Genomic DNA, 14,640 nt, shown 5'->3' with positions numbered 1-14,640 from the left:
ACCGTTAACATCATACTGATACCGGCACTGAGCAAAACTGGTTAGCCTGTCCTGTTCGTCAAATGTTGCGCTCTTAGTGGTGGTTTGGTCACCTTGTGTGAAATCAATGCCAATCCGGTTACCATTTGCACCATAGCGGTATACCTGTGTTGTTTCTCCTTTTGTAGCAGTACTCAGGCGACCTAACCCATCGTACAAATAGGTTTCTACCTGGCTTTCACCGGCTAAAAACTGTTGTTTTCTTGTTATGCGACCCGCATCATCAAATTGATAAGTGGCTTGATACAAGTTTTGTGCGCCAAAGGTATAGTGCTCTTCTTCGATTTCACCATATTGGTTGTGCGATATGTGGTGTTGAATATCAAAGTGCTCAGTCCCGGTAATAACACCGCCTTTATCTAGCGCCCTGTTTAAAGTCAGATTACCAGCCGATGTGAGCATACCATCCAGATCGTAGCCATAGGCGATACAGCTGGCGTCGTTCACACACACACTGCCAACATCGCCACCCGGGCTATAATTGACACTAAATGAGCCAGTTACATCACCAGACCAATTCGTACCAGTGTAGAGTAAGCCATCGTAATGATAATTGAGCGTATTGCCATCAGGTGCATTGACTCGAATTACATCACCTACTTCGTTGTAACTCAGTTGGTATCGACCATAAGGGGTACTAATGGACTCTAAACGGTCAATTCCCTTGACATAGACATAAGAGATATTTTCTCCCGAGGGTAAGGTAATCTCACTAATTCGCCGGTCTCTGTCATAGACATAGCTGGAGACAGTTTGCTCGGCATCTGCTGCTACCGGTGCAGTATAACTCGTTACGTTATTAATACTGTTATAAGCAAACTGGTGTTCTGGCTGCCCATCAGGCGTTATTGAAATCAAGTTTCCATTGTTGTCATAGCCAAACTCTGTTGCCTGCTGCTGTTGTTCGCTGGACGACAATACGGCTCGGATCACTTGCCCAACATTGTCTCTTGTCAGAGTTACTTGCGGTAGATTACTACCGACAATTTTTTCTAATAGCCCTGATCGAAGTCCGTAGCCACCACTGTAAAAATACTGGGTGCTCCTGTCACCCTGAGATATTTTCATCAAGCGCCCAAAGCCATCATAGCTATAGTGGATTGGTGCAAAGCCAACTACTTCGGTATAGTCAGGGATTTGCCTTGCAGTATCCAGTTTTAAAACCGTTTCTCTACCTAACCTGGTTGTTGTTGTTGATTTACCAGAATTAACGTGATACCTCATTGTTACTTTCTGAGTATCATTGTGCTCCACATTAAAGTAAACGACGTGACCATCGCCATTTCTGGTGATGTCGGTTTTGGATTCCACCCCGCCGGGTGATCTCACTACTAGTGATCTTGGGACATTTCTTTTTTGAATGGGGTCGTATTTACTATGGACCAGATACTCCATTCCTCCAACTTTCTGATGAGACGTTGGTACCAACCGGTTGTTATAGAATTTAAAAGAGCGCATGCTCGACTCTACAGAGCCGTCCGGATAGTATGTCTCTGTTCCCCCATTTGCAGATTCTTTTACTTCAAATCGATTATTTTCCGCCGTTGTATATCCATAAATTTTGGCTTGAGTCGCTTCATCCAGGCGGCTATAAAAGCGCCACTCTCCGTCTTCAGGATCAAGGCTTCGTGTGATCCGCCCATGTGCGTCAAAAAAGCGCTCAAATACATTACCATTTGGGTCTATCTGATGGTTCAGCAACTCCCCCTGATAGTCGAGTTGGTAGCCTGTTCCATCCGGATAGGTAACAGACCTCAGATTGCTGTGTTCATCAATATCCAGAGACGTTGTCATCCCTGATGGCGAAACTATCTGAGACACTTTTCCTTGTTCATCACGGATCAAGCGAACCTGATTACCAAAACGATCACGAATACTCGTCAGCTCCCCGGTGGTTTCTGAGTAGCTAAACGCAGAAAGTAACGTGCCAGTTAGCTTGTCCGTGGTTTTAACATGTTTACCATTCTCTATAATGTAAGGGCTTACAACACTGTTTTGGTATGGACTAACGCACCTGACGTGGTACTGTTCTTCCTCTTGGCCGTAGGCGTGATAGCCAGTTCCCATTGTAACTTCAATCGCCCAAGCTTCTAATTCCGGCGCTCCGACATTTGGGGTGGAACTCCAATAGGGCTTTCGCCACTCCACATAGGGGCGCCATATCGCATCGGGATCACCATTATGTCCAACCGGAGACTTGAACAAAAAGTTTTTTGTTCCCCCTTGCATCAGTAACTCATTCGCAGTCGGCAAACGCCAGTTGGTCATGCCCGCATGTTCGAGCGTCTCACAATAATTAATTGCTTCACGCCATGTCATTTTTAGAGAAATGTTGTCCGGCGTGTCCTGCCAATACAGCTGAAAATAATCGTTATAGCCTATTAGTCTTAAGGAGTCTGATAACATTGCATAGTTATACGGCGTCATATCATCAGTGATAATTGTCCAGGAGTCGTGATTAAGTCCCCGCCCCGCCACACAAAGCGCTTGCTTTCTCTGGCCCTCATCAATGGTATTTGCACCCCAAACATTGTTGTAGCTGTTCAGCGTATAGGCGTCCGCTTCATGCTCCCGGCCACTTTTATCTAGGGTGTAAAGTAGCTCTTTGACTGAGGGCAGTCTCCATCTTCCCGCCCAGGGTCCACCAAAATCCAGGCTCTCACAGTATTCAATCGCTTCGCTTTTACTAAAAGTCTGCTCTGTCGCTTTGATTTGCCAGTTCAAGCGCGTGTTTATATCGTATAAATAACCATACTTGGTGACGGCATAGGAAATGTCTCTTCCGGGTGCGCCATAGTAGCCGTCATCACCGTCGACAGCGCTTAAACTTAATCCGGAGCTGACGGTTGGTGAGGCATGACTACCCTTTTCAATTTCACCGTCCCCACGATAGATGTTTCCATGACTATCCACCAAGTGGTGATTAGATATACTCCAGCCATTGGCAATTTCACTCTTTGGCGATCCAAATAGCGAAATCACAGACTCGCTCCATTTGATTATGTTTTGTCGGCCTGTTACACCTAATGATTCATTCCCAAACTGTGCCCAGGTTGGTGGAACCTGATCAGGCCTTAAGCCGGAAGCGGCTATGTTTCCAGCACTGGCATAGTTGGAAGCGTACTCATAGCCAATTTTTAGTCGTGCCTTGACTTCTCCTTTAACAGCGACCCCTCGAACATCACGGCCATCCCAGATAAATTCAACATTTTGCATCACACTCGGGGCAAACAACTGCTCAAACCTGTTACCTGCCACTTCAAGCACAGCATGCATGCGTATTACACCATCCGGCAGTGACAACCGGCTAACATTTGATTTGATTATATGATGGAAGTCAGAAGTTCTGGCACTATTATAGTGGAGTGTAATACCAGTCCCCAGAATACTGATATCTTCATGCAACTCCAACGTTTTAGGTTTTATATAAGAACTAACGGCTGCGCATTGATCGTTCTCTTCTACAACAGAACTGTCTCCGGTTAGGACTTCTACTTCTGTCGGAGGAGTACCATCTGAGCGGGCTGACCAGTTGAAATCATATGGCGTAAAATGGAACATGCGACCGCGCCAGTAGGTTTTGCCAGCCTCATAGTTCTCAATGCCCTTGCTTTCATCTGCGACAGAGCCATCACCGTCTATATCATCAGGTTGCTCATCACCGGTGTAGTCAACTCCATCAATTTCTCCATCCCCATTGGTGTCGAGTAGTCTGACAACAACACCATTCTCTGAAGCCTTCCACTTTGCTTCTTGTCGGTCGTAATAGCCAATAGGCACTAACTCACCAACAGGAAAATCCAGAAAGTTGTCTACATACATCACCACGGGTTGATCGAAATGAACACTTTCATTATCAGCCACCCCGGCGATGTCCAACTCAGCGCAATAAGTGAAAGCGGACTCCACTGGCAAAGCACCTGGCATGGTTTCTGGTGTTTCATACTCGGTGGCACGGACCGCTATTTTATCCAATGTTCGTGTTTGCCCGTTAGGAGCTACTACCTTAGCTTGATTGACCTCTTCGAAAACAAGTGATGTAGATCGTACACCGAATTCATCAGAGACCGGGTTAGATTTGTGCACTTTAGGGCCATCTGAAGTTAAATCAACTAAAGTTACTAGCGCATCCAGCGGCTGAAGGGTGACCCTGTCAACGCTATTCCACTCTTTATTGAGCGCAATAATTTCCCTTTGTACCCTCAAATAGCCGGGCAAAGAGATATCTAATGTCGACTTACCTGCCATACCAGCGATGCTATAACGCCCATTATCGTCCGTTTTGACGCTACCAAACTCATCCTGACCCAGAAAACTGACTTGTGCATTGGCCAAAGGTTGATCATTGGTATCAAAAACTTCTCCTGTATATACTGCAAACAAGTTGACCGGGAATTGCTCTGCTGATGCATTATCAGCAATCAACTCATGGTGTTCACCTGCAAACCCCTCGGATTCTTTGGTATCTTGTGTCTTTTCAGATACAACTATCTGAATAGTATTCGACTCAACCTCGCCCGCAAGAACCGTAAGGCTGGATATACCATTGCTCTTCGCGGTGACAGTACCATTTTTAAAGCTAAATACACGTCTGTTCAGCTCAACCATACTGACACTTTGATTAACTGGCTCAGAATGTCCATTACTATAAGTTGCCGTTATAGTTAGCTTCTCGGACATGCCTGGCACCAGATGAAGAGTCTGAGGTGCTACTTCAAGGGCGATCAGTTGCGGAACCGGTTCCAGCGGTACAATGGGCTTGTCACACCGAGTAGCAGCACTATGATCGACACGAGTTATGCTTAACTCCGGCCACGCCTTTGAAACATTAACCAGGTTAACCCCAGTCCAGATTGATTCCACTGACTGTGGCTTATCTCCATTTGGGGTGAATGGCCCTGCAATACTGCCGACGCCCAACAATCCCCTCGTTTGTGGCAGTGACCCTGCCGGATAGTCGACAGTTCCAAGCACAGCATTTCGATGGCCCCATGCCTCTCCTGTATAAGGAAACTTGTCGGCATAGATAAAATCGTACACTGCCAGCATGGCTGCGGCTGAGATTTGCTCGTCCAAAGACAGATCTGCAGTACTGAAAAAGCGCTTTGACGATAGAGCAAGAACTTCCCTAACTCCCCAGTACTTACTGTGTTCTTCCCAACCTGGAAAGTGCTCAATAACACGTTGATGTGGAGTAGCACCATCTGAAGTTCTGTAGTGACTAAACAAGTCATTTTCTAGCGAATACTGTGCGAACTTTTGCGTTATTTCGCTAAACTCTGCGGTAACACCGTAAAAAGCCTCAATACCGCGTGCAGTCCGCTCAGCATTAATCAGGTAAAGTACTTTTTCTGCAGCTGACCACGCATCCCACACGCTTTGTGCTGGCATGTGTAGTTCTGCTTCAACTGTTTTATCCTGCCGTCGTGCATTGTTAAAACTAACCTCAATATCCTCAACCCGATGATAAGTCGCACCGATCCAATCAATGTTTTCCTCTGGCACTGATTGTTCAAGCTTTTCGTCGGAAAGTAGCCTGTTAGGTTTACAGCTTTCAATTGTTGCCCTTACCCTTAGCGTTGTTCGATATGTGTAACTTTGCTCTTTTTCGTCAACGACTTTCAGCTCAAGGGTATAATCGCCATAATCCTCTGAAAACAAAAATGAGTGCTCGGTTCCAACCTCGATACCATCTAACAGCCATTGATACTGCTTGAAAATCGCACCGTCATGATCCGGATGAACTGATAGCTTTTTACTTTCAAAGCGATCCACGGTTATAACATCCGGAAATGGTTTTACAAGTATGATTGTGATCAACCCGGTTGCTGATTTACCATCAAAGCGAGTTGCTTTTAGTTGATAAGTTTCTTTTTCAACTATTTTATTCAGATGTAGCTCGTTAACAGCCCAAACACGTCCATCGCTTAAGCGAGTGATTTCGAACCTGTGATACTTTGGATCGATTCCTTGATCAGAAAACGAAAGTGTATAATTATCATGTTTATGAATAGCTACAACACGATTTTCCGGCAATGGAATGTTCTCTGGTAGCACAGTAATTTTTACCGGGTAGACTTTACTCTGCCCCTTAGCATCAACTATTTTCAGTTCAAGGGAATAATCACCGGAATCCTTTGAAAACAGGAATGAGGGCTCAGTTCCTACCTCGATACCATCTAACAACCATTGATATTGTTCAAAAATTGCATCATCATATTCTGGATGCACTGTTAGCTTTTTCGTCTCAAAACGGTTCAAAGTTATAACATCAGGAAATGCTCTTGCAGGTACGATAGTGATCAGCCCGGTAGCAGATATACCATCGAAGTGAGTTGCTTTTAGCTGATAGGTCTCTTTTTCAACTATATTGTTTATATGTAGCTCATTAACAGCCCAAATACGCCCATCACTTAAGCGAGTGATTTCGCACCTATGGTACTTTGGATCGACTCCTTCATCAGAAAACGAAAGTGTATAGCTGTCATGTTTATGAACAGCTACCACTCGATTTTCCGGCAATGGATTATCTTTTGGTTGCACAGTAATTTGTACCGGGTAGACCTTGCTATATCCCAGTTCTCCCGTAATGTGTAGCTGGCCTTCATATTGTCCAGCAGGATAATCGAACTTGTATCTGCTGTTATAAAGGGGTACTGGCTTGCCATCAACAACCCAGTTATTCCTGTAATTTTTAAACAGCTCTAACTTAGGAAGAAAGTTTGCCTCTCCTTCAGTAAATATCAGATTCGATAACCCAATATCAGTGGGCCAATCGGTGACTGTTACTGTTGAGACATATTCATCCGGATTCCCCAGAGAATCTTTCAGTACAATTTTTACTTTGTAGGTACCTGGTGGCTTAGCGAAGTTCATAAATGGCGAATAAGCATTAACTCCTCTCCATGGTTCCTCATTAATGTACCACTCAAGTTGCCCAAATACGGGCTTGCCATACTGGTTCGTCGACTTATGAGCAAAGAATCGATAGTGTTCACCTGGCAATAAGCTTAGGCTTGAGGGCAAAGGCCTAGCAACAACAACCTGAATACTGCTCGTTGCCAAATTACCCTGTGGATCTGTTATATTAAGTTGAAACGTATCGTCGGCGGTAACATCTGTGAGCATCAGGCTTGGCGTGTCGTATACTTTTCCTGTTGTTACACTCGAAAACTCGAATTTAAGATCATCTCCATAGTCAGCGCCTTGTGCCAGTAAAACAGGCTGCAACAGATAGTCTGACCCGCTTAACAACCCAATGTCGGGCCCCAAATTGGCTAGCTCATTTAATGTAAGATGACGTAATTCCAGCTTTATGGTGGCTATACGAGAGTAATTCTGCCCATCATAAACACGCACTTTAAATTCATCAGCAACATCTCGGTCCAAGTCTAATGCTCGGTATTTAAATGTCGTAGGTAGCCAGTCACCGGACTCAAAAGGTATAAACTGATTCCCCGTTGCACTTTGCTTACCCAGCTCAACCAATTTAGGCATTTCAACCACCTCAACTCGCAACCTCTGGCGAGCTCGACAATAAACAGTTGGCTCAGGGCACGTGGGAGATATCAAGTCGGGATCTTCAACATCTAATGCAATTGAGTGACCAAGTACATCTTGCGCGCTGATCCTTTTAATAATGTGCAAATCCTCCACAGTCGGAGGGGTATTTGTGGGATCAGCAATGACAGTAACAGGTAGTTGCAAATCGTACTTGAACCCAAACCTTCGCAGAGTCACAAGGAGCGACCATTCACCCAGATCTGGGATCAGGTTATGCTCACTGCTAATATTTGTTGAGCAATCTAGGTGCCCTGATTTGCAAGCCAGACGCCAACTTATCTCAGGTTGAAAACCATAAATTTCACTTTCAGACGCATCTATGTGCAGCAGCTCACCAAATCTGATCACAGAGTTGTAATCTACCTTAAGTTTAGGCCTCTGCCAGTCTCTGACGCATCGCACTAACCCCTGACGCTGCGGGATATCTGCGCTTCTTAACCCAACGGGCAAATAAGTAACATGTATAAAGCTATGACCATCTTTTTTTATGAGATAAGCATTGTTATTGTGATCTGTTTTTGTGGAGCTCCAGAATGAATAATCAGACCATTTGTTGAACAATTCAGAAAATTGAACTGCATAGATGCTTTGATCATGTGCAAGACTATATAGTTCATTGATATTTGGAAGGCGCCAATCATCAAAACCAGCCTCTTGCAAATTTTCACAGTATTGAACAGCCTGATGCCATCCTGATGACAACACAACGGAGTCAGAGCTTCTCGCTTTTTTCTGCCAAACTAACAGATTGCTCTGATCGTAAACGCCATACTCATATTGCTTATAACTTGGCTGATGTGCTACTTCACCAGTCACACATAGTGCATTGCCTTTTGCATACTTTACATTGTTGCGTGAATAAGCAAGCCCTGTACTAAGATCGATTTGAGTTGCAGATTGAATCGTAGAGTCATCACCCAAAAGCAAGGTATTCAGCTCGGCAGACCAATACTTTGAAGACCCCCTGGAGTTAAATTCTGCTGGTAACAGCCCGCTATTAAAATCACTTCTATCAAGAAGGAAAAACAACTCTTCCTCCAACGGTAAGCGCCAAGAGTCAATGCCTGCATGGTTTAGGTTTTCACAATAACTCACCGCCGAGTGCCAAGACAGTCCTTGAGCCCTATGTTCAGTAGCAAGGTCAGCCCAAATCAGCATTGAATTTTGGTCGGAGATGAGGCCGTCCTGCAACTCTACGTAAGACCGTTCGCGCCCTTGTTGATAAAACCCGTCGTCAAATGGCGCAAGACTTTGTGCTTGGCCAGTTTTTGGTATGTTGTTTTTGCTTGTTAGCTTGTTGTTATTTAAATCTTCAATTGAGCAACCAAATCTATCTAACCCTTCGACAGAATTCGTTTCAAGGCACAAATCAGCCACATCAGGTATGCCGTCCTCATCCTGATCATTGCCCTTCTCAACCTCAATAGTGAAAGCTTGTTGTACCGTTTCAATACCATCATAAGCAACTAACACGACAGACTGCGTCCCCATATCTTCAGCCCGCGGTATCCAGCGTATTTTATTGAACCGGTCAAGTATCATACCTGAAGGGGCTGAGGCCAGATATAGCTGCATATAACCGTCAGTATCGGAAGCGACTGCCTGATACTGGTATTCATACCCAACAACCGCAGACAAAGCCGGGTTGCTATGAATGGAGGGAGGTCTGTTGTCATCAGATACACCCAACAGATACCGCTGTATTAACGTGGTGCCTGCCTGTGAAGTAGCTGCAACTTCAATCTGATGGCTTCCCCAATTACCGGGTACATTCCAGCTTATTAAACCAGATTGACTGACAACCATCCCTTCAGGCCCTTTGAGTAATTCGTAACTAACGTGGTCATTGAGCGAGTGTTGCAGCTGATAGTGGTATAACGTTCCGCTTATCGCCGTTACTTTTGGGATGCTGGTAAATTTTGGTATTGGGCTCCCAGGCTGCAGCACCTTTATTAGGCGACTTGATGAATGAGTTTGTCCATTATTATCGACCACTGAAAGCGTAATAACATGTTCCCCAGCGGGAAGCTCAGAGACTTCGTAGACCGCCTGCTTTGAAACAAGCAACCCGTTAATTCGCCATTGATACTCTTTAAGTTCCTGACCATTTGAGCTGAAACTATCCAACCCATATAAAGTAAACGCTTGGCCAGCTAAGATTGTTGCAAACTTACCTAATACCGCTTTGGGGAAGACTGAAGTAACGTTTCTGCTATTCAGCCAACCCAACTTACCATCAAACCAAATACCAAATTGAGAGTCGAGAGCTTTAGTTACAACCCAAGAAGACCCTCGTGAAGCATAGCCCAACGGAACCTCATTAAATTCACTTTCTTTATGTATAACTTCGACATTGCGCGCTCCTGTAGAGGTGCAGTGATCAGAATCCATGCGCTGTACCTGGGCAAGTTCAACCCACTTAGTCGAATCGTCAAAGTGAATTTCGACACGTTCTTGTGTCATGCTGACTATTACGTATTGCTGACCAGCAGAGATGTACTGCCTCACTGAAGAACTAGCTGCAGAATCAAAAACACCAGTTCTCCCCACCGTTTCAATGATGCTACATTGCTGAGCTTTCTCCTCTAACGAGAGTTCAATCGATTGTAAATCAAAATGAATACCATCCAACACCCTAATCTCAACTTCAACCAAGGACTTACTTGCAACATCAGGCAGCCAACTAATGGCGCCACTCTCCTCATCGATCTGCATTCCTTCAGGAGACCTTAGCAATGCGAATTTTTGTTGAGTGCTTACCCTGGTTAGAATTGGGGTGTAGACAAACAGCTGGTCTCTTGTGGCCTTCAATACGACATGTTTGTCGACGAACTTCGGGGCATTATTCACCCCCAGCGCTTGGACAAAGCTTGCCTGCACCCAGGCATAACTTTTACGATCATAAGCGTCGTGATACTCCACCTTATACCAGCCATCTTGATGGTCAACGACGAAATACTTGGAGCCAATATAGAGCGAGCTCAAAAATGGATAAGAGGTAAGGTCTGGATTTTCATACCCACTTCCACCTTCGCTAATGACGGTCAAACAAGCCGTACCAAAAGATTCCCCTAAACTACTTTGAGGAACCCATCCTGCCAAATCTTCAATAACAATTTTAGAGAAACCATTTTCTTGCTCATCTAGCAGGAATCGCTGCCCTACTTTAGCAATACCAATTGTACGGCTACCTTGAACTGCATTGGCTTTTATGTAGGTATCGCTTTTCACTGTTACAGCACTACATTGAGTGATAAATGGCTCTGGTGCAACATCTATGGCAAATACCTGAGGGGCCTCTTTTCCGTTCCTGGTTGCAACCACTGTTACTGAATGCTGGCCGATTTGATTGATACCTGGATACCACTCAATTAGACCCGCAGCGGAAATAGACATCCCTGCTGGTGAATCTTTCAGAATGTAGGTAATGCTGGAGTCCAGAGAAGCTAACTCAATTTGATAACGATATACTTGATTAGCAGTAGCAGTTTCAATGGGCAAACTTGTTATCACTGGCACATCATGCTGAGGATCTCTAGAGGCTTTTTTAATGTAACCGACCTGACCGGCATACCAGACTTTTACCCACCCTGAATTTTCTGTCGATATGCTCCATTGAGAGCCATAAGGCACCGCTCCCAATTGTGGTGCTTTTTCACTGGCAAATTGGTAAACAATGTTCCCTGAATTTTGGTCAACATGTGAACACGCGCCATCTACAAACTCTAGATATCCCGGTCCGTAAGCCCACTTAGTTTCCCCATCAAACCATATTTGATACCAGGCACCTTTTTGGTCTAGATACGCATATCTTTGACCACTTTGTATGTACCCTACTTTATTGCCACTGGTGCTATTCAAATCGCGTACATTGACGCCTCTGATACTTTCAACTAGCTTGCAAGACACACCTGATAACCCAGCTACCTCAACAGAAAACTTTTGTATTGCCGTTAAGTTACCAGTAGTAACAGCCATGATTTCTACATTATGCTGGCCTATTTGCGCAGAGCTAGGCTCCCAAATCAGCCTATTTTCGCTGATATACATACCAACTGGCGCAGAAAGAATTTCATACGTGACAGGCAAAGACCAATTACTGGAAATTTGATAGTTAAACTCTTGGCTGACACCTACAGCTGAAGGAGGTTCGGAGGTAAACGCTAGATTATCATTAGTTGTATCGGTATCGTCGGAAACAAATAACTTTACTAATTCCCCTCCGAACCAAGTAACAACCGTGTTCACACCTTTTTGTAAAACAACCCATTTGGAGTCTTTTTGAGCAACACCAATATTATTGTTCTCAGCAAGAGTTTGAGCTTCCATTGATTGCTCAGCAGTGATGCAATATGCATTACTACGCTTAAGATAGCCAGCTCCATATGCCCAACGAGCGGCTCCATCATACCAAATATTAACCCAATTCCCCTGCTCAGACAGAACTGTATATTGTTCACCTACTGTGATGTAACCTACTTTTTGCGAGGATCCGTTTGCTTCAGTGCGCACATTAACATTTCTAACGGCTTCAACTATCTCACATTGCTTTTCATCATATAGCTGAGAAACTTCAATTGAGAATGACTGAATTAATTCACTTCCCACTAAATCTAGCGCTCGTAGAGTCACAAAGTGCTCACCAGAGTCTGATTCAGATGGCAGCCATGTGATCACTCCACCCTCCAGCGACATGCCATCAGGAGCCTCATCGAGGTTGAACCGTATACCTTTATGATGACCTTTGAGCTGGGGTACGTAGTAATAAGTGGTTTGAGGCGCTGTACGTATGTTCGGAGTGGAAATGAATGACCAATCTGCTTCCAGAGGAATGACTGAAGCTTTTGCTTTCGCAATATAGCCGGACTGCCCTAAATACCATACTTGGTACCAATCGTTTGTTTCCTGAGTAACAACCCATTTCGAGTTAGGTTCAACCCTTCCAAGCTGTGAAGAGTTTGAATCAGGTGCCATATAAACAGCACTAAAATCAGTGGTATTTAAACAACGACCATCAGAAGTATTCAAATACCCTTTACTATAAGACCAACGCGGCTGCCCATCATGCCAGATATTGAGCCAATTTCCCTCGCTTCCAATTATAGGGTACTGTTCACCAACATTTATATAACTAACTTTATCGTCTGATGAACTATTTCCGCTACGAACATTAACCCCTTTTATACTCTCGGCAATAGAACAATTTGCGGTTTGTGAATCGTGAACAATTAAATTGATATTCTGAACCGAAACAGCGCCAGTTAATAACTCTAATGCCAGTTCAATTTCGTGGTTTCCAACATTCCCACTTGCTGGTACCCACTGAAGCTTACCCTGCTCATAGCGCATTCCATCAGGCCCACTTTTTAGTGTAACGCCTATCGCTGATTCTGGTTTCTGGAAATAATAGTTGAAAGTGGTTCCAACAAACGCATGTTGACTGGGAATATGCATCTCCGTCTTGGTCCCCTGGGACAATGCACTTGTTGCAACCCAACCTTTTTTTCCGCCAAACCAGATATCCAACCACTCAGAATTGTGATTATTCACCACCCAGATTGAACCTGCAGGAGCATTCCCTAATACGTTTGCTGGCGAATTTTGTTCAACAACTTGGGTACTCTCTTGCAGAGAAATGCAAGTACCTGACGATTCCTTTAAATATCCGGGAGCGAAAGACCACCTTGCGGCTCCGTCAAACCAAAAGTTAACCCAACTACCATCTTTTTTTATTATGGGATATTTTTCTCCGGGGCTAAGGTAGCCAACTTTTGAACTGTCGGAACTGCTGGCACTTCTGACATTGACACCTTTCACCCCTTCAATGACCTGACAGTTTGCCGAAACCACTGAACTAGAAAGCAACATAATAAACGATAAGACGTGCCAAGCAGACATCGGGGATCCTTAATAAATTATTTTCCCAAAAATAAGCTGGCGATTCTAATTATTAAATTTTACCTTTTCAACTGATATTTTTTAACAAATAATGACAATAGAATTAAAACATGAATCAATATACTTTAACGAGAAAAATACTACTCATCTTGCTAGTTTCCTCTTTGATGTCTTACAACTTTGTTAAAAATTAACAGTGCCTCCGGTCGATAACTTTGTACTGAAATCATCGTTTATGGTGTTGCGGCTTTGAGCCCCCTTAAAGGCTGTGCCATCGGCGTGATAAGCCGTGGTAACGGTGCCAACTACCCGCTTTCGCTAGTTCCATGATAAATGTGTAAAAAATTGTTTTACTTTCTGCAGTACATGCCTATAATTCGAACGAAATTAAAAATGGTGACATGGAGTCAACAAAATGAAAATGAAGTTATCCGGAAAGATCCTCCCTCTAATTGCGCTAACCACTCTTGCAGGCTGTATGAGCACTGGTCCACATTTAAAGAGCTCTGTCTCTGAGGGTGTAGCTGGTATAGAAGCGCGTCTACCTTACGCCAATTACAGTAACTACTTCGGTTACGTTGATAAGTCGGTTGTACCGGAAGGCAAGTACAAAGGTAAAGATACCTACTACCTGTACGTCTGGGTCCCTGCGGCAGTCGATGAAATTGGTGTTTCTATGATTTCACCTGCAGTTGCTACACCAGGTGACAGCGACTTTGTTCACGCAAACTTTAAACCAGGTATGGCGAAGGATGCCAATAAGTTCTTCGACACTTATATCGTACTGGATCGCATGAACATCATAGATAGCAACAGTATCTCTGATGGTGGTAAAGTGTTACAAAACCTGGGCCGTAATGACGACAGCAGTGAGCTACCAGCTAACCCAAGTGGCGCAAGCTACAATTCTTTGCTGCGTAAAACAACCTCTATGAATAACCCAACTGAAGCACTGGTCCGTGGTGTCTATCGTATCGGATTTACCTCGTTCCGCTCTTCTGTTGAAGGCTCGTTTGAAGCAACAATCGGTACGAATGTTCCGGGCGTAAAGATTGCCGCTTCTCTGTCCGAGCTGGATGCACTGGTAAACAAAAAGCTGTAATCCAGATACATCCCTAGCCAATTAAATTATGCCAGCCG

2 protein-coding genes are annotated in these 14,640 nt (G+C 44.3%); one reads left to right on the top strand and one right to left on the bottom strand.

The window, feature by feature from the left end; all coding sequences use genetic code 11:
• The coding region (locus IY568_RS21360; protein WP_194868607.1) for a DUF1566 domain-containing protein at positions 1 to 13,500 on the bottom strand (13,500 nt) is incomplete at its 3' end.
• 415 nt (positions 13,501 to 13,915) lie between these two features.
• Between IY568_RS21360 and IY568_RS21355 the strand changes: the two genes are divergently transcribed.
• Entirely contained in the window at positions 13,916 to 14,602 is a 687-nt protein-coding gene (locus tag IY568_RS21355) for a LipL32 family surface lipoprotein (RefSeq protein ID WP_125557405.1), read from the top strand.
• The last annotated feature ends 38 nt before the right edge of the window (positions 14,603 to 14,640 follow it).

The sequence above is a fragment of the Pseudoalteromonas sp. PPB1 genome (assembly GCF_015356275.1).
Taxonomy (GTDB): Bacteria; Pseudomonadota; Gammaproteobacteria; order Enterobacterales; family Alteromonadaceae; genus Pseudoalteromonas; species Pseudoalteromonas rubra_D.
Note: the sequence above shows the minus strand (reverse complement) of the source record. Positions and strands in the feature narration are given on the sequence as shown.

What these genes read in the sequence shown, in the direction of transcription:
- IY568_RS21355 (WP_125557405.1), top strand. Translation starts at nt 13,916, where the DNA reads ATGAAAATGAAGTTATCCGGAAAGATCCTCCCTCTAATTGCGCTAACC.